This window comes from Novosphingobium sp. B-7 (genome assembly GCF_000410615.1).
Classification (GTDB): domain Bacteria; phylum Pseudomonadota; class Alphaproteobacteria; order Sphingomonadales; family Sphingomonadaceae; genus Novosphingobium; species Novosphingobium capsulatum.
In genome coordinates this window covers 1-15,899 of record NZ_APCQ01000265.1, presented here as the reverse complement: position 1 = coordinate 15,899, position 15,899 = coordinate 1, and the positions used below count along the sequence as shown (strand labels likewise).

The following is a 15,899-nucleotide window of genomic DNA, read 5'->3' as shown; positions in this document are numbered from 1 at the left end:
CACGGACTGTACCCACAGCACCCGATGCTGCCGATCCTCGATCACCAGCACGGCCGAGGCCACCGCAATCGGCAAGGCCGCCATGCGCGCCACGCAGAACACCGCGATGATCGGCCCTGCACCGGCCCAGGCCGGCCCCAGCATGACCGGGGCAATCTCGTCAGCGACAACGGCAAGCCCTGCCAGCGCCGGCCAGCACAGCGCGCCGAACAGCCCAGACAGCGGCAACCAGCTGCCATCGCCTGCCCTGCCCCGCGCCCGCTCTGCCGCAAGGCCGGTGGTGACCAGCAGCCCGGCCGGCTGCACGAACATATCGGCGAGCGCGGAAACCACGCGATTCCCGGCGCGATAAAGGCCCGAGGCCGCCGGCGAAAACACCGCGCCCAGCAGCAGGTCTCCGCTGTAGTTGGCCAGGAAACCGACCATGACAGAACCATACCGGCTCCACGACCACGCCAGCACGCGCCAGGTTTCCTGCGCGGAAGGCCTGGCCAGGCGGGGAAGCACCAGAACGGCACGATAGGCCACGATGAAGATCGCCAGCCGGGCATAGACCTGCGCCACCAGCGCCCACAGGCCCCAACCCATCAGCAGCAAGACGGCAGCGCCCAGGCCAGCGGCAATTTCCGTAATCACGGTAATCGCGTAATAGCGGCGCACCTGCTGGCCGCGCAGCAGCATGGCCTCTTCCCAACCGGCCAGGGCCGCCAGCAGGTTGGACGGGGCAAGGCAGAACAGCAGCAGGGCCACGCCCGAACCGCGAAACACGAACGGCGCGGCCAGGCCACAGCCGCACAGCAGGAGTACCCAGCCCAGCGCGACGATGACGTTGGCGACAAGGCCCGCGCTGACGACGGTGGCGCTGTCTGCCTCGGGCGCCTTGAGCACGTATTCGAACGGCCCGGTATAGAGCATGGTACGCGAGAGCGTGAGGAACGCGGCAGCAATCGCGAATACGCCGAAATCGGCCGGTGCCAGGGTGCGCGTGGCCACCAGCGTTACGCCGAGCAGCGCCAACTGGCTGCTTGCCCGCGCGGCCATGGCAATCACCGCCGTGAAGCTGCCGCCACGCCACCACCCGGCGATCCGCATTGGCAGGCCGCGGTGGACGGAGGGAGAAAAAGCCTCGTTCATCGCCGGCCTCATGCCGCGCAGGCGATCAACAGATCGAGCAACGTGCGCCCCGCGCCTGCCCAGGTGTAGCGGCCAGCACGGGCCAGCCCGGCCGCCACCATCGTGGCGCGCGTGTCGGCCTGTTCCAACGCGGCGATCTGATCCAGCCAGGCCGTGGGATCATCGGGATCGGCCATCAAGGCCGCCGCGCCGCACACTTCGGGCACGGCGCCACAGGGCGCGGCAATGACCGGGCAGCGGCACAACATGGCCTCAACCGGCGGCAGGCCAAACCCCTCTGTCCGCGAGGGGAAAAGCAGCGCCTGGGCGCCTTCATACAGCGCGCGCAACGCCGCATCGTCGCAGCCCCCAGCGAATACGGCATCAGCGGGGGGGCGCAGGCCCACCGCCAGCAATGCCTCACGCCCTGGCCCAACGATGACCAGCCGGCGCGGTGGCCAACCCTGCCCAGCACAGTGTGCGGCATTGGCCAGTTCGAGGGCTTCGAATACCACGGCATTGTTCTTGTAGGCCTTTACGCTGCCAAACATCAGCAGGTATTCGCCCGGCGCCAGGCCCAGACGCGGCAGGGCGGCAGGATCGGGCGCCACTTCAAGGATATGATCAGCGCCGTTGTGGACGATTTCCACGCGCCCAGCGCCGATCACGCCATATCCGGCCAGATCGCGGCGCGAATAGTCAGACACGGTGAGCACCAGGTTGCTGGACCGGGCCATGAGCGGCGCCAGGAGGCGATAGCCCATGCGCTGGCGCCAGGGATAGGAACAGTCTGGCCGGCAGAACTGCGCATCGTGCAGCATGGTAATCTTGGGCCGATGCAGCACCGGCGCCAGGTTGGCGAGGTTGACCAGCAGGCTGCCCCGCGCCAGCGCGGGCAGGCGGCGCTGCTCCCAGCTTTGGCTGGGGCCATGCACGTCTTCCTCCACCCGGATGGCCGCATAGGGATCGGCCGCCGGGCACCCGGCGGGCACGATCAGCCGCACATCGGGGCGAGCAGCGGAAGACATGGCGGCCAGCAGGCTGTCCACCTCGCGGATCAGGCGATCCGAAACGCGCCACACCCCATTGTGCTTGCCGGCGCGAAACTTGCCATTGAATGCGATCGTTCGCACCGGATCACATGCTTTCGATCTTGCGCGGATCGATCCGCCCGCGCCACAGGTCCGCCAGCGCCAGGGCATTGCCGCGCAGGCGTCCCCAGCGATCGACATGGGGCTCGGGAAACGGCGCACGCAGCAGGTTGGCCAGGACATTGCGCCACAGCAACTTGCGCCCGAGCGGGCCGGGCATGGTGCCCTTGCGGCGCAGGTAGACGATGTTGGCCACCTGCGAATACCCCAGGCGCCGGCCCGAGGTGCGCCCGCCCTTCACCCCCAGGTGCACGCCCGAAACCAGCCCGGTGGATACCAGTCGCCCGTGCCGGGACAGGCGCATGGTGAAATCGATGTCCTCCTGCCAGCCATACAGCGGCAGCGCCTCGTCAAAGCGCAGATTGCCGACATGGGCCATGCGCAGCGCCATGTTGCAGCCATAGAGAGCCTCGCGCGGGATGATCGCAGGATCGAGCAGCAGGGTCTGCGCGGCGATCATCGCCTGGGCCTGGGCAATGCCATAGCCGCCGTGGCGCACACCATCACCTACCAGATTGCCGGTGATCCCGGCCACATCGGGGTGGGCGAGAAACAGGCGTTCGACCGCCGCCAGGTAATCGGGCGCGGCTACGAAATCATCATCGAAGAAGATCACCACGTCGGCCCGGCCGGCGAGCAAATCGAGCGCGCGGTTGCGCTGGCGGCACAGGCCACGTTCGGCCAAGGCCAGTTCGGGCGTCAGCGGGCTATCCGCGATACCGGCAAGATCGGCTGGCGCCGCGCCGACGACGATTACGCCATCGGGCTGCCGCGATTGCCCGGCAAGAAGATCGATCGTCTGGCGCGCCAGACTGGCGCGGCCAACGGTGGCGATGGCAACATGGATTCGCAGCATGCTCTGACGCGGTCCCCCTGGTGGATTTCCCCTACGTCGTAAGACCGCGATGCAGCCGGTCCACGCGCGTTGGCTCCGTTACCGAGAGACTAAGCCGCGTCGATTGTGGGGCGGAAGCCGGGCAAGATCGGCACGTCGGCGCAATTCATCGAAAAAATTGCATTTTTGCAGTGCAAGAAATCGGCCTGCCGCCTGCTACGGGTTTGCCACGCCATGGTGCCATTTCGGCATCTTCGCACCGGCAAAATCGACACCACCGGCGTTACGGCGCGGAGTTTTGCAGCCGGTCGCGCCTGTGCCTCGGCCCAGCGCAACTGATGCGATCTCAACAACCCTCCAAGCACCCCGTCAGACCGCTGTTTTTGTTTCAGTTTAACGACAGCAAAGCCGACATGTCGGCGCGCGCGCGCGCCATCCGCCTTGGCTGCGCTGTCAAGCCATCATCAACGTTGCAGTGCAACGCAGACCGGGTGCAGCGCAGCAAGAACCAAAGTCATCATACCCATGGCCGCCCCGTGCGACGCAACAGCGGACCTGTTGCGCTGCAATCGTGTGTAAAAACGGTGGTATTCACGGGTTTACAACCAATCGCTGCTATGAAAAGCCTTTGCAGGACGGTCAGGCGGGACGGGAAAAACGCCCTTATCAACGGCCGTATCAACAGGAGCGAAGCGGGAACAAGCTGGCCCTGAAACGCGTTTGAATTTGGTAACGGCGGTTGCTGCCGCCAAGGCCAAGAACACTGGTTAAAAGGGTTGCAGGATGTCTACTCAGTCTTTCCGCGAAGATGGTTTCGTCTCGTTCCATGATGCCCCTGCTGGCGAAGGCACCGCCGCCGCCAAGGGATTGCTGATCGGCTTGGCGTTGAGCCAGGTTTTCTGGATCGGACTGGCGCTGATCATCTTTTGATCAGAACATAATTCACCAAGCGTTCTTGGTTGCTGTCGTTTACTTACGCGTGACGGGAGAAGCACCAGCAGGCGCTTCTCCCGTTTGCGTTTTCCGTTAAACGATCAGCTTGCCCAATCCGTCAATACGCGCCGCGCGCCAGAATTACGCTCGGCACTGTCAGGATCAGGATGCGGAAATAGAGCCGCAACGAGCGAGCCCGGCGATAGAGCCGGTCACAGGCCACGCGGCGGCGATAGGTGGTATCGTGGCGGCGCGCCACCTGCCACAGGCCTGTCACCCCCGGTCGCACCGCGCAGTAGGCGGCAAAATGACGCCCATAGCGCACGACTTCGGCATCAACGATCGGCCGCGGCCCCACCAGGCTCATATCCCCACGCAGAACGTTGATGAGCTGGGGCAGCTCATCCAGGCTGCTCTTGCGCAGCAGCCGCCCAACCGCCGTGATCCGAGGATCGTTTTGCAGTTTGTGCGTCGCTTCCCATTCGGCACGCGCGGCAGGATCGGTTTCCAGGACATGGCGCAGCCGCGCATCGGCATCCACGCACATCGAGCGAAACTTGAGACAGGCGAAGTGACGCCCCCCTGCTCCCACCCGGCGATGGCGGAACAGCACCGGGCCGCCATCCGAAAACCGCACGAGCGCGGCAATGGCGAGCATGAGCGGAAAAAACACGACAAGTGCGCCAAAGGCCATGATCACGTCGATCGCGCGCGTCCACGCCTCTGCCCGCGCGATACGCGGATCGGACGCAGGGTGGCGCCAGCGCGCCAGCGCTGCACGCGGCGCCGCGGAAAGATCGGGGGTGAAAGCAAGCGCCGGCCCATGCCAGGTGCCGGCGGAATTGCGGACACCCTCGGGTCGCGCAGCGACATTGTGTTGATGATTCACCTGAGCTGGTCCCCACACCGGGCGACGCCGCATATCCGGCGTCCATGGCAGGGATGATAGGAACAGCCCGCAGATGCCGTCAGCGAGCGATACAGCCGAGATGGTTCGTTAGCTGACGCAGCGACGGCGAATCACCTAGTGAAGGCGCAACACGCCCCAGATAATCAGCGCCCAGGCGAACGCCGAAGAGCCACCAATGATCGCCACCCGCAGCCACAGCGGATAAAGTGCGTCCGCTGTCTGCGCGCTGCCCTGCGCCAGCGGCAACAGTTCTTGTTGCAACGCATGAACCGGTGAAAAAACAGGCTCTTCCTCACCAGACACGAGCCGTGGCACCGGGGCATCATCGGCCGGTGGCGGATCGGGCAGGATGCTGTGACGCGGCTGTAAAACGGGCATGGGGGATTACCTCCACCTGGGTTTTACGCCCGCCAGATTACTGCCGCCTGCGCCGGGGCATCGGGGGGTATACGTATTGCCCTCAGGAAATGCCCTTATCCGATTTGGCGATTTGACGCCGCCGGATATTCTCGAATGTGGATGCAAGTGCGCCGGGCGCCGGTCAAGCGCGGTGCGCCTCGGCCAAGGGTTCCCCCAACACGGGATAGCCATGGCCATCGGGAATGGCCAGCCACGGCTTCCCATCGCGCAGAATGGTTTGCGGCACGATCGGCACCACGGGATGGGCCGCCGCGTGCTGGCTGGCCGTGGCGAAATCGTCGAACAGGGCCAGGCGTTCAAGATTGCGCCGGGTGGGAAAGATGACGCGAATATCCCCCCGCGCGGCGGCAGCCAGCGCCTCTGCCGCGCTGGCCCAGAACAGATGGCAGTTTTCGGTACGGTCCACCGCAAGGTCGACCATGCCACTGCCAAGGTCAGCCAGATAGAACCGCGTGTCGAACACGCGCCCCGGCTTCCCTCGCGGCCACCAGCGCGCCCATGGCACCAGGGCGGCGGGATCCAGCTGCCAGCCAAAGTGCGCCAGCACTGGCGCCATGCTCCCAGCCTGCGCCAAGATCGCCCGGGCCTGCTGCGCGCCCGACGCATCGAGCGCGGCGGCATCCGGCCGGGCAGGCGCCAGGCCCACGAGCAATCCGGTTTCTTCCAGCGTTTCACGCACGGCGGCCACGCGCGCGGCGGCATCATCTGCATCCAGCCCGGATGCCCAGCCAGGCCCTTGCGCGACCAAGGCATGATCGGCCGCATCCACCTTGCCACCGGGAAACACCGTGGCGCCGCCGGCAAAACGCAACTGGGCCGAACGCTCCACCAGCAGGATCTGCGCCGGCGCGCCTGCCGCGCCCTTGCGAAACACGATCAGCGTGGCGGCTGGTTCTCCCAGGGCAGTGTTGGTCGGTTCAGAGGCATGGTGCGGATCGGGCATCGCGCCACCATGCGGTTGCTGGCGAGCCTTGCCAAGTGCCCGCAAGAACCGTCGGCATATTTTACAATTGGCCGGTGCGGCGCCATGTAAGGGGTGTGGGCATCCCCCTGAAAGATGGCCCTTCCGGAAACTGGCACGCTCTGTGCTTAGCTTTGCATACCCCGAAGACTTCTTTCTTCGAGAGGCGGAGCCGGACACCCCAAGTCTCCCCGGCTCCGCCTCCCCCGGGGTTCCCAACACCACATGATACAACGAAAAAACGCGGCCTCCCGATCGGGAAACCGCGTTGTTCAGCAAGTTGCGCCCCGGCCATCGCATGCCGGGAGCGGCACCTTCAGGCCGGCTTCACCTCGGCCTCTTCCATCAGCTGGGCCAGTTCGCCCGCTTCGTACATTTCCATCATGATGTCCGAACCACCAACGAACTCACCCTTCACATAGAGCTGGGGAATCGTGGGCCAATCGGAATAGGACTTGATGCCCTGACGGATTTCCATGTCCTGCAAGACATCGACGCTGGCATATTCCACGCCGAGGTGTTCGAGGATCGCCACGGCACGGCTGGAAAAGCCGCATTGCGGGAACAGCGGCGTACCCTTCATGAACAGGACAACGTCGTTGCCCTTGACTATTTCGTCGATGCGCTGCTCGGTAGACATGGTGGGATGAATTCCTTTCGGCCCCTTATTTGGGGGCAGCGGTGGTCAGTTGCAAGGCATGAAGCACGCCGCCCATGCGGCCACCGAGTGCGGCATAGACCGCCTTGTGCTGCGCCACACGGCTCATCCCGGCAAAGGCGGGCGAAACGACATGGGCGGCATAGTGATCGCCATCCCCAGCGAGATCAGTGATGGTCACGTCTGCATCGGGCAGAGCGGCGCGGATCATCGCTTCAATCTCGGCAGCGGCCATCGCCATCAGACTTCGCCCATCAGCTGGCGGCGCGCGTCAACGGCCTTGGCATCGAGTGCGGTGCGGATTTCTTCCTCGCTGACATCGACGCCAGCAGCGATCAGATCGCCCAGCAGCTTGCGCACCACGTCTTCGTCACCGGCTTCCTCGAAATCGGTATGAACCACGGACTTGGCATAGGCTTCCGCCTCGGCCTGGGTCAGCTTCATGCGCTCAGCAGCCCACTGCCCCAGCAAACGGTTGCGACGGGCATGCACGCGGAACAGCATTTCCTCGTCGTGGGCGAACTTGGCTTCGAACGCGCGCTCGCGATCATCGAACATGGTCATTGTGGTCGATCCCGTTGTGGTCCCACCTTTGCGGATAGTCAGCCACTGCCCGCCCTGCAAGGGGAACCTATGGCGCCGGCGGCGATGGCACCAGCGGTTGGGGTGACAAGCCGGTATAGGCCGCCAGGAACGCCAGCACATCGGCGCCGCCAGCGATCACCTTGTCCACGCTCTTGCCGCCGCCATGGCCCGCGCCCTGCTCCACCCGCAACAGATGCGGCAGCGGGCCGATATCGGCCGCCTGCAGCGCGGCGGCATATTTGAAGCTGTGCGCGGGCACAACGCGATCGTCGGTATCGGCGGTGGTCACCAGGATAGCGGGATAGCGCACGCCCTCGCGAATATTGTGATAGGGCGAATAGGCGCGCAGCACTTGCCAATCGGCAGCACGGCCAGGATTGCCATAGTCATCCATCCAGAACCGGCCGGCCGTGAACTGGTCAAAGCGCAGCATGTCCATCACCCCGACATCGGGGTTGGCCGCGGCAAACAGATCGGGCCGCTGATTGACCACCGCGCCCACCAGCAGGCCGCCGTTCGAGCTGCCCTGGATTGCCAGGCCACCCTTGGGCGTGATGCCCTGGGCGATGAGATATTCGCCCGCGGCGATGAAATCATCGAAGCTGTTCTGCTTGGCGGCAAGCCGGCCGCCATCGTGCCACGCCTCGCCAAATTCGCCGCCACCGCGAATGTTGGCCAAGGCAAAAGCGCCACCGGCGGCGATCCACGCCATGCGCACCGGCGACCACCCCGGCGTGAGCGCCACATCGAACCCGCCGTAGCCATAGAGCAGCGTCGGCAGCGCCTGCCCGGCGAGCGCGGCACGGCGGCTGCGCACCAGATAGAGCGGCACCATCGTGCCATCCTTGGAGCGATAGCGGCGCTGTTCCACCACATAGTCTGCCGGATCGAACGACAGGCGCGGCTGGGCAAAGGGCGTCGCCTGCCCGGTTTTCAGATTCAGGCGAAAGATCGTGGGCGGCAGGTTGAAGCTAGAAAACTGATAGAACGTTTCGTTGTCACCCGGCCGCCCGGCAAAGCCTGAGGCCACGCCGATGCCGTTGAGCGTGATCGCCCGCGCCGGCTTGCCGCGCAGATTGGTGACCACGGCAGTCGTGGCGCCATCGTGCTGATACGACAGAATGAGGCGATCCCCCACCACGTTGCCGCCGGACAGGCTCTGGCTACGTTCGGGCACGATCACCCGCCAGCGCGGCGCGGCATTGGCCAGATCAAGTTCGGCGACCATGCCATTGGGCGCACCGGAATTGGTGATGAACCACAACCGATCGCCCAGCCCCTCGATCGGCTTCCATTCGTGAGCGAAATCGGTAACGAGCGGCAGCACGCGCCAATCGCCGCGCCGCCAGCCATCGCCGCGCAGATCGACCAGGTGGACCATGCGGCGCGCATCGGTGCTGGCCTCGGTGGTGATGACCGCCCAGCGGCCGTCCGAGGTGACGAAGGCCTTGTGCCCCCATTCGGGATGATCGGGCGTGGCAAAGACCAGTTCATCGGCCGCTTGCGGCGTGCCCACGCGGTGAAACCACACGGCCTTGCCCGCCAGCACCGCGCGATAGGCCTGCCCCTGGGCCGGCGCGGGATAGCGCGAATAGAGGAAGCCTTCGTCGCCCAGCCATCCGATCAGCGTATCGTTGGCCCACTCCAGGCGATCGTCCAGCATGTGGCCATTGCGCGCGTCGACCACGCCCAGCGTGCGCCAATCACTGCCATCACGCTGGCGGCCGAACGCCAGAAAGCGCCCGCTGCGCGAAGGCACCCACAGGTCCAGCGCATCTGTCCCATCGCCCGACCAGCCATTGGGATCGATCAGCAGGCGCGGCGTTCCGCTGTCACCATCCTGTACATAAAGCAGGGACTGGTTCTGCAGGCCGGTGTTGCGCAAGTAGAAGTAGCTGTGCCCTGCCTTGCGCGGCAAGGACACGCGCGGATAATCGAGCAAGCTGCGGATGCGCGCGGCAAAATCGGCGCGGCCCGGCAAAGCCTTGAGGAATGCGCCGCTCAGGCGATTTTCGCGCGCCACCCAATCTGCCACCTCGGGGCTGGTGCGCAGATCAGCTTCGAGCCAGCGCCACGGATCGGCCACGGCCTGGCCAAACGGCTTGTCGACCACCGCGTCGCGCCGCGCCAGGGGATAGAGTTCGCGGGGCAGGACCAGGCTGGCGCCCGGGGCCACGGTGGGGGTTAGCGGGGTTTGGCTGGAGGTGCCGGCATGCTCACTGCGGACAACGTCAACCGCGCCTTCCACGGCGCCATCGGCCAAGGGCGCACGGGCAGGCGCGGTGCCGGCGGTGGCTTGGCCACCACCCGCCACCAGCCCAGCCAGCGTTCCCGCCAGCAGCGCCTTGCGCCATCCTGTCCCAAACCTTGTCATTGTTCGGAAATCTCTAGCACCGGCACAGCGCCGGCGCCAGAGATTGCACGGTCAAAGATAGACTTCAGGGGCGCGGCGTCAGCCCGGTGAAATGGGCCAGAAACGCCTGCACATCGGCGGTTTCCTCGATCTGCTTGTCGATCGGCTTGCCCGAACCATGGCCAGCGCGCGTCTCGATGCGGATCAGGTGCGGCTTGGGCCCGATCGCGGCGGTCTGCAGCGCCGCAGTATATTTGAAGCTGTGCCCCGGCACGACGCGATCGTCGGTGTCGGCCGTGGTCACCAGGATGGCCGGATAGTCCACGCCCGAACGCACGTTGTGATAGGGCGAATAGCGGCGCAGCACGCGCCAATCGGCTTCCTTTTCGGGATAGCCATAGTCATCCACCCAATAGCGCCCGGCGGTGAACTGGTCGAAGCGCAGCATGTCCATCACGCCCACGGCAGGGCTGGCCGCGGCAAACAGATCGGGCCGCTGGTTGGTCACCGCGCCGATCAGCAGGCCACCGTTGGAGCCACCCTCGATCGCCAGGCCGTGGCGCGGCGTCACGCCATTGGCGATCAGCCATTCGCCCGCGGCAATGAAATCGTCGAACACGTTCTGCTTCTTGTCGCGCCGGCCGGCATCGTGCCAAGCATCGCCATATTCCCCGCCGCCGCGTAGGTTTGCCAGGGCAAAGGCGCCGCCGCTGTCGATCCAGGTCATGAAACCGGCGGAAAACCATGGGGTAAGCGCCACATTGAAGCCGCCATAGCCATAGAGCAGCGTGGGCAGCGGGCCCTTGGCATCCTTGCGGCGGACGATGAACATCGGCACCTTGGTGCCGTCCTTGCTGGGATAGAACACCTGCTCCACCCGGAAATCGGCCGGATCGAACGTCAGGTGCACCGGCTCCCACGGGGTGGTTTTCGCCGTGGCGGGATCGAGCGCCAGCACCGTGGCAGGCTGGGTAAAGCTGCTGAACGAGAGATAGGCATGGCGATCGCCGGGCCGGCCGCTCAGGCCCGAGGCGCTGCCGATGCCGGGCAGGCTGACTGCACCGGCCGGCTTGCCATCAAGATCGAACGCCAGAACCTGACTCTTGGCATCGTGGATATAGCTGGCGAACAGGCGGTTGCCGGCAATGCCGACGGATTCGAGGTTGTCCTTGCTTTCGGGCACCACGGTATCGAAGCGCGGCGTGCTGCCCGACAGATCGACCCGCACGATCTTCTTGAGCGGAGCGCCGTCGCCCGAAACGAACCAAAGCTGATCGCCCACGCCATCAACGAAATCCCACTGCGCCTTGAGATCGGGGATCAGTGCGGTAACCGGGCCAATCTTGCCGTTGGTGACGCGCGCCACGTGCACGGTGTTGACCGGATCGGTGCCCTCGCTGCTGGTGATCACCACCCAGCGCCCGTCGCTCGATACGCTGGCGCCGTGGCCGCGCTTGGGCAGATCGGGCGTGGCGAACACCGGCTGGTCGGCGCTTTGCGGCGTGCCCAGGCGGTGGAGCCACACCGTCTGGTTATAGTTCAGCGCCTGGAAGGCCTGGCCTTCCTTTGGCTCGGCAAAGCGGGAATAGAGCAGCGCATCGTTGCCGAGCCAGGCCAGGCCGGAAAACTTCACCCACTTGAGTTCGTCGGCCAGCGGCTTGCCGTCGGCCACGCCGACAAACTTCACCGTCCGCCAATCCGAACCGCCATCCTGCACCGAATAGGCCAGCAGGCGCCCGTCATCCGATGCCGCCCAGGCATCGAGCGCAGTGGCGCCATCCTTGGCCCAGGTATTGGGATCGAGCAGTACCCGTCCCTTGGTGCCCACCGGCGCATCGGCAGGGCGCACCAGCAGCTGCGACTGGTTCATCAAGCCGCTGTTCCAGCTGTAGAAGACCGAAGCGCCACGGCGCTGCGGCAGGCCAAACCGTTCGTAATCGATCAGCGCCTTCATCCGCTTTTCCAGCGCGGCACGCTCGGGCAACTGCTTGAGATAGGCTGCGGTATAGGCGCTTTGCGCCTGGACCCAGGCCGCCACCTTGGCATCGGTGCGCACGTCGGCTTCCAGCCAGCGCCAGGGATCAGACACCTTTTCACCGAAATGGTCTTCCACCAGCGGCACTTGCGGGCTGGCGGGATAGGGCGGCAGTGACGGCATGGCCTGGTCCTTGGCAAGGGTGGGCGGCGTCTGGGCAAACGCAACCGGGGTGGCAAGCGCAAGCGGGGCGGCCATGGCCAGCCACAAGCGGTTCTTCATCGCGATATCCTGACAAGACGGGGGGTGGTTTCGCAGGAAACTACCGCAGGATCGCCCCAGTGCAACAGACTTTGCAACGATCAGGAATAGCGGCCCAGCATCGGCGGGCGGTGCAGGCACTGGGCAAAGCGGAACGGCCGCACTGTCAGAGGTGGCACTGTGCCTGCTGCGGGATGATCGGCATTCATCAGGATGACGTCAGCCTCGGGCAGCACGGCCGACCGCACGGCCAGCAGCAGCGACCGCGCTGCGCCTGCCCAGGCATCGACAAACGCAATCGTGTCGGCGCGGTCAAGCCCATCGGGCACCCGTTCGGCCATGGCGGCAATCTCCGTCCACCCCAGGTCGAACGGCGTTTCGCAGGTTCCTGCCGGCTCTGCCAGATAGCCTTGCTGGACCAGCACGGCGAGGCCGGCCTCGCTGGCAAAATGCACGATGCGATGGCCGGGCGAGCAATAGCGCCCGCCAAAGCGCAATGCCCCTGCCCCGTCCAACGCGTGTTCCCCGGCCTTGACCAAACGCCATACGATCATGGGGCCGTTCTATGCCGGAGCCAGCGGGCGGGCAAGCCTATCACAACGCACGAAAAACGGGCGGAGCCTTGCGGCCCCGCCCGTGATCCGGTTCGTCCGATGGTGGGGCGCGATGCCCCGCCCGATCAGGCGTTTTCGAGTTCGTCTTCGTCGGCAGTCAGCACCGGACCCGAATCGAGGCCCTTGGCCGACGTGTCACGGTCCACCAGCTCGATCACGGCGATCGGGGCGGCGTCCGAGGCGCGGTAGCCGGCCTTGATGATGCGGGTGTAGCCACCTTCACGGTCGGCGTAGCGCGCGGCCAGAACTTCGAACAGCTTCTTTTCCTGCGCTTCGTCCAGCAGACGGGCGTGGGCAAGGCGGCGGTTCGACAGGCCACCATGCTTGGCCAGCGTGATCAGCTTTTCGACGTAGGGACGCAGTTCCTTCGCCTTGGGCGTGGTGGTGGTGATCTGCTCGTGCTTGATCAGGGCGGCGGCCAGATTGCGCAGCAGCGCAATACGGTGCGACGAGGTACGACCCAGCTTACGCTGGCCCAGCTTATGACGCATAACTCATTCTCCGTTTGTAGGGGGGCCGTGTGAGGTACCCCGATCCAGGCCGACTTGAGGGGCAGCCAGTTCCCTTTCGTGCGAGGTTGCAGCGCTATGCTGCGGCCAGGCCGGTACGGAAAAGCGTTCCGCGCCGGCCCTGCCCACCCAATCAGCCGAGCAGTTCCTGCTCGAGCTTCTTGGCCATTTCCTCGATGTTTTCCGGCGGCCAGCCAGGGATGTCCATGCCGAGGCGCAGACCCATCGACGAGAGCACTTCCTTGATCTCGTTGAGCGACTTGCGGCCGAAGTTCGGCGTGCGGAGCATCTCGGCCTCGGTCTTCTGGACCAGGTCGCCGATGTAGATGATGTTGTCGTTCTTCAGGCAGTTGGCCGAACGCACCGACAGTTCCAGCTCGTCCACCTTCTTGAGGAGGTAGCGGTTGAGCTGGTTGGCGTCGCTTTCTTCCGGCGCATGGGCGGCAACGCCGGCCAGCGACGGCACGTGGCCGGTCGGCACCTGGTCGTCGAAGTGGACGAACAGCGCCAGCTGATCCTGAAGGATGCGCGCAGCATAAGCCACGGCGTCTTCCGGGGTGACGGTGCCATCGGTTTCGACCGAAAGGCTGAGCTTGTCGTAGTCAAGCTCCTGACCGATGCGGGCGTTGTCCACCTTGTAGGACACCTGACGCACGGGCGAGTAGAGCGAGTCCACCGGGATCAGACCGATCGGTGCATCCACCGGGCGGTTCGACACGGCCGGGACATAGCCCTTGCCGGTGTCGCAGGTGAGTTCCATGTTGAAGGTCGCGCCTTCATCCAGATGGCAGATCACCAGATCCTTGTTCATCACCTCGATGTCGCCGGTCACGGCGATATCGCCGGCCTTGACTTCGCCCGGCCCGATCGCGGAAAGCTGAAGACGCTTGGGGCCTTCGCCCTGCATCTTGAGCGCGATCTGCTTGACGTTGAGCACGATGTCGGTGACGTCTTCACGCACGCCGGCAAGCGACGAGAATTCGTGCAGCACGTTCTCGATCTTGATCGACGTAACCGCAGCCCCCTGAAGCGAAGAGAGCAGCACCCGGCGCAGCGCATTGCCGAGGGTAAGACCAAAGCCACGCTCAAGCGGTTCGGCAACGAAAGTCGCGCGACGCTTCGGATCGTGACCGGGCTTGATGTCGAGATTGTTGGGCTTCTTCAGTTCCTGCCAGTTCTTGATGTTGACAGTCATGGAATTCCCCTAGGGTTTTTCGAGAGCGCCGGCAGTCGGCCAGAAGGAAGCCGCAACCGGTCAAGATATTGGGCGGGTGTGGCGCGCGTGGTACCTCGCGCGCCACTCGCCAAAAGGCAGGTCAGACGCGACGGCGCTTGGAAGGACGCACGCCGTTGTGCGGGATTGGGGTCACATCGCGGATCGCAGTGATGGTGAAACCCACCGCCTGCAGAGCGCGCAGGGCGCTTTCGCGGCCCGAACCCGGACCCTTCACTTCCACTTCAAGGGTGCGCACGCCGTGTTCGGCGGCCTTCTTGCCGGCGTCGTCCGCAGCCACCTGAGCGGCGTACGGGGTCGACTTGCGGCTGCCCTTGAAGCCCATCATGCCGGCAGACGACCACGAAATGGCGTTGCCCTGGGCATCGGTGATGGTGATCATGGTGTTGTTGAAGCTGGCGTTAACGTGCGCAACACCGCTGGTGATGTTCTTGCGCTCGCGGCGCTTAATGCGCTGAGGTTCGCGTGCCATGTGCTGAATTCCTGTCGAGAAACCGTTGGGAAGATCTAAAGCCTCAAAGGCCTGATCTTACTTCTTCTTGCCGGCGATCGGCTTGGCCTTGCCCTTGCGGGTGCGCGCATTGGTGTGCGTGCGCTGGCCACGAACCGGCAGGCCCTTGCGGTGACGCAGGCCACGATAGCAGGCCAGGTCCATCAGACGCTTGATGTTCATCGCGGTTTCGCGACGCAGATCGCCTTCCACGGTGTGTTCAGCGTCGATCGCTTCACGGATCTGGAGCACTTCGGCGTCCGACAGATCCTGAACGCGACGGGCGTGATCGATGCCGAGCTTGTCGGCGATCTGGCGGGCCTTGAACGAGCCAATGCCATGAATGTAGGTCAGCGCCACGATCACGCGCTTGTTGGTGGGGATATTGACCCCGGCAATACGAGCCACTTGTTTCTCCGTTTGCTCCACAGAGCGCCGAATCGAAATTGGCGCCCTATCTCATCGCGACAACACCCGCCCAAAAACGCCAAATTGCAGCCCGCGCAAGCACTTGCCCCGGACTTCAAATGACCCTTCTCGTTCGAGTGAAAGGCGCGCTTAAGCTTTTTGCAGGGAAAGGTCAACCACAAAGGGCACGTTCCCCACGCAGACGGGTGAACGTGCGCCCCTCCATGAGCACGGGGGCCAGCTTTGGTGACATCGTCCTTATACGCCACAAGCGCCGCGTCGCAAAGCACGATTCGCGCGCGGGCGTGATCCCGCCCGTACCGTGTCGGCACGTCTTGTCAGTGATCGCTGCCCGGCCCCATGGCAGCGTCGAATGCGGCCTGCGCGTCCTTTTGCGCGGTCGCTTCATCACGCGGCGAGGCCCCCGCGGGCTGGGCCGCAGGCTTGGGCTTGGCGGGCGCGGGCTTGGCCGGAGTGGCCCTGGCCGGC

At 65.0% G+C, this 15,899-nt stretch carries 18 protein-coding genes; 2 read left to right on the top strand and 16 right to left on the bottom strand.

The features are described 5' to 3' along the window. From H926_RS0103580 to H926_RS0103570, 3 genes are all read right to left on the bottom strand, one after another. Nucleotides 1–1,134 (bottom strand): oligosaccharide flippase family protein (locus H926_RS0103580; RefSeq protein ID WP_158441929.1); only part of this gene is annotated, 1,134 nt, incomplete at its 3' end. Nucleotides 1,135–1,142: 8 nt separating this feature from the next. Next, complete coding sequence (locus tag H926_RS25430; RefSeq protein ID WP_022675090.1) at nucleotides 1,143–2,246, bottom strand: glycosyltransferase family 1 protein; 1,104 nt, start codon at nucleotides 2,244–2,246, stop codon at nucleotides 1,143–1,145. A 4-nt stretch (nucleotides 2,247–2,250) separates the two neighbouring features. Then, a complete protein-coding gene (locus H926_RS0103570; RefSeq protein ID WP_022675089.1) occupies nucleotides 2,251–3,120 on the bottom strand; it encodes a glycosyltransferase family 2 protein in 870 nt (289 codons plus the stop codon). Nucleotides 3,121–3,225: 105 nt separating this feature from the next. On the opposite strand from H926_RS0103570, the gene H926_RS0103565 reads away from it, so the two are divergent. Both H926_RS0103565 and H926_RS32950 read left to right on the top strand, forming a co-directional pair. Further along, complete coding sequence (locus tag H926_RS0103565) at nucleotides 3,226–3,438, top strand: hypothetical protein (protein WP_022675088.1); 213 nt, start codon at nucleotides 3,226–3,228, stop codon at nucleotides 3,436–3,438. A gap of 444 nt (nucleotides 3,439–3,882) precedes the next feature. Beyond that, on the top strand, nucleotides 3,883–4,029 hold the full coding sequence (locus tag H926_RS32950) for a hypothetical protein (RefSeq protein WP_022675087.1): 147 nt from the start codon (nucleotides 3,883–3,885) through the stop codon (nucleotides 4,027–4,029). Nucleotides 4,030–4,150: 121 nt separating this feature from the next. On the opposite strand, the gene H926_RS0103555 is transcribed toward H926_RS32950, so the two are convergent. From H926_RS0103555 to rpsM, 13 genes are all read right to left on the bottom strand, one after another. Continuing rightward, nucleotides 4,151–4,921, bottom strand: a complete 771-nt coding sequence (locus tag H926_RS0103555) for a sugar transferase (protein ID WP_022675086.1) — start codon at nucleotides 4,919–4,921, stop codon at nucleotides 4,151–4,153. A gap of 135 nt (nucleotides 4,922–5,056) precedes the next feature. Further along, nucleotides 5,057–5,257, bottom strand: coding sequence for a hypothetical protein (locus H926_RS32200; RefSeq protein WP_148291620.1), 201 nt, complete (start codon nucleotides 5,255–5,257; stop codon nucleotides 5,057–5,059). Between the two features lie 226 nt (nucleotides 5,258–5,483). Beyond that, nucleotides 5,484–6,305 carry an NUDIX domain-containing protein gene (locus H926_RS0103545; protein WP_022675084.1) on the bottom strand — a complete coding sequence of 274 codons (822 nt, stop codon included), beginning with the start codon at nucleotides 6,303–6,305 and terminating at the stop codon, nucleotides 5,484–5,486. Nucleotides 6,306–6,639: 334 nt separating this feature from the next. Next, nucleotides 6,640–6,963, bottom strand: a complete 324-nt coding sequence (grxD, locus tag H926_RS0103540; protein ID WP_022675083.1) for a Grx4 family monothiol glutaredoxin — start codon at nucleotides 6,961–6,963, stop codon at nucleotides 6,640–6,642. 25 nt (nucleotides 6,964–6,988) lie between these two features. Next, nucleotides 6,989–7,222 (bottom strand): BolA/IbaG family iron-sulfur metabolism protein, encoded by a 234-nt coding sequence (locus H926_RS0103535; RefSeq protein WP_022675082.1) that lies wholly within the window; start codon nucleotides 7,220–7,222, stop codon nucleotides 6,989–6,991. Then, complete coding sequence (locus tag H926_RS0103530) at nucleotides 7,222–7,545, bottom strand: DUF1476 domain-containing protein (protein WP_022675081.1); 324 nt, start codon at nucleotides 7,543–7,545, stop codon at nucleotides 7,222–7,224. Before H926_RS0103530 ends, H926_RS0103535 begins: the two co-directional genes overlap by 1 nt. A 67-nt stretch (nucleotides 7,546–7,612) precedes the next feature. After that, the gene (locus H926_RS25425) at nucleotides 7,613–9,940 is read right to left on the bottom strand and encodes a prolyl oligopeptidase family protein (RefSeq protein WP_022675080.1); all 2,328 of its coding nucleotides are present in this window, start codon (nucleotides 9,938–9,940) and stop codon (nucleotides 7,613–7,615) included. A gap of 64 nt (nucleotides 9,941–10,004) precedes the next feature. Beyond that, the gene (locus H926_RS25420; protein WP_022675079.1) at nucleotides 10,005–12,176 is read right to left on the bottom strand and encodes a prolyl oligopeptidase family protein; all 2,172 of its coding nucleotides are present in this window, start codon (nucleotides 12,174–12,176) and stop codon (nucleotides 10,005–10,007) included. A gap of 80 nt (nucleotides 12,177–12,256) precedes the next feature. Continuing rightward, nucleotides 12,257–12,709, bottom strand: a complete 453-nt coding sequence (locus tag H926_RS0103515) for an RES family NAD+ phosphorylase (protein WP_022675078.1) — start codon at nucleotides 12,707–12,709, stop codon at nucleotides 12,257–12,259. A 125-nt stretch (nucleotides 12,710–12,834) separates the two neighbouring features. Next, nucleotides 12,835–13,260, bottom strand: a complete 426-nt coding sequence (gene rplQ / locus H926_RS0103510; RefSeq protein WP_022675077.1) for a 50S ribosomal protein L17 — start codon at nucleotides 13,258–13,260, stop codon at nucleotides 12,835–12,837. 151 nt (nucleotides 13,261–13,411) lie between these two features. Continuing rightward, complete coding sequence (locus H926_RS0103505) at nucleotides 13,412–14,473, bottom strand: DNA-directed RNA polymerase subunit alpha (protein WP_022675076.1); 1,062 nt, start codon at nucleotides 14,471–14,473, stop codon at nucleotides 13,412–13,414. Between the two features lie 121 nt (nucleotides 14,474–14,594). Then, nucleotides 14,595–14,984 carry a 30S ribosomal protein S11 gene (gene rpsK / locus H926_RS0103500; RefSeq protein ID WP_008065643.1) on the bottom strand — a complete coding sequence of 130 codons (390 nt, stop codon included), beginning with the start codon at nucleotides 14,982–14,984 and terminating at the stop codon, nucleotides 14,595–14,597. A gap of 57 nt (nucleotides 14,985–15,041) precedes the next feature. Continuing rightward, nucleotides 15,042–15,410, bottom strand: coding sequence for a 30S ribosomal protein S13 (gene rpsM, locus H926_RS0103495; RefSeq protein ID WP_022675075.1), 369 nt, complete (start codon nucleotides 15,408–15,410; stop codon nucleotides 15,042–15,044). Nucleotides 15,411–15,899 lie beyond the last annotated feature (489 nt).

Excerpts from the sequence above, each read along its gene's own strand:
- H926_RS0103545 (WP_022675084.1), bottom strand. The coding sequence starts at position 6,305 with ATGCCCGATCCGCACCATGCCTCTGAACCGACCAACACTGCCCTGGGA.
- H926_RS25425 (WP_022675080.1), bottom strand. The coding sequence starts at position 9,940 with ATGACAAGGTTTGGGACAGGATGGCGCAAGGCGCTGCTGGCGGGAACG.
- H926_RS0103570 (WP_022675089.1), bottom strand. The coding sequence starts at position 3,120 with ATGCTGCGAATCCATGTTGCCATCGCCACCGTTGGCCGCGCCAGTCTG.
- H926_RS32950 (WP_022675087.1), top strand. The coding sequence starts at position 3,883 with ATGTCTACTCAGTCTTTCCGCGAAGATGGTTTCGTCTCGTTCCATGAT.
- rpsK (WP_008065643.1), bottom strand. The coding sequence starts at position 14,984 with ATGGCACGCGAACCTCAGCGCATTAAGCGCCGCGAGCGCAAGAACATC.
- H926_RS25420 (WP_022675079.1), bottom strand. The coding sequence starts at position 12,176 with ATGAAGAACCGCTTGTGGCTGGCCATGGCCGCCCCGCTTGCGCTTGCC.
- rplQ (WP_022675077.1), bottom strand. The coding sequence starts at position 13,260 with ATGCGTCATAAGCTGGGCCAGCGTAAGCTGGGTCGTACCTCGTCGCAC.
- grxD (WP_022675083.1), bottom strand. The coding sequence starts at position 6,963 with ATGTCTACCGAGCAGCGCATCGACGAAATAGTCAAGGGCAACGACGTT.
- H926_RS0103515 (WP_022675078.1), bottom strand. The coding sequence starts at position 12,709 with ATGATCGTATGGCGTTTGGTCAAGGCCGGGGAACACGCGTTGGACGGG.
- H926_RS0103505 (WP_022675076.1), bottom strand. The coding sequence starts at position 14,473 with ATGACTGTCAACATCAAGAACTGGCAGGAACTGAAGAAGCCCAACAAT.
- H926_RS0103530 (WP_022675081.1), bottom strand. The coding sequence starts at position 7,545 with ATGACCATGTTCGATGATCGCGAGCGCGCGTTCGAAGCCAAGTTCGCC.
- H926_RS0103535 (WP_022675082.1), bottom strand. The coding sequence starts at position 7,222 with ATGGCGATGGCCGCTGCCGAGATTGAAGCGATGATCCGCGCCGCTCTG.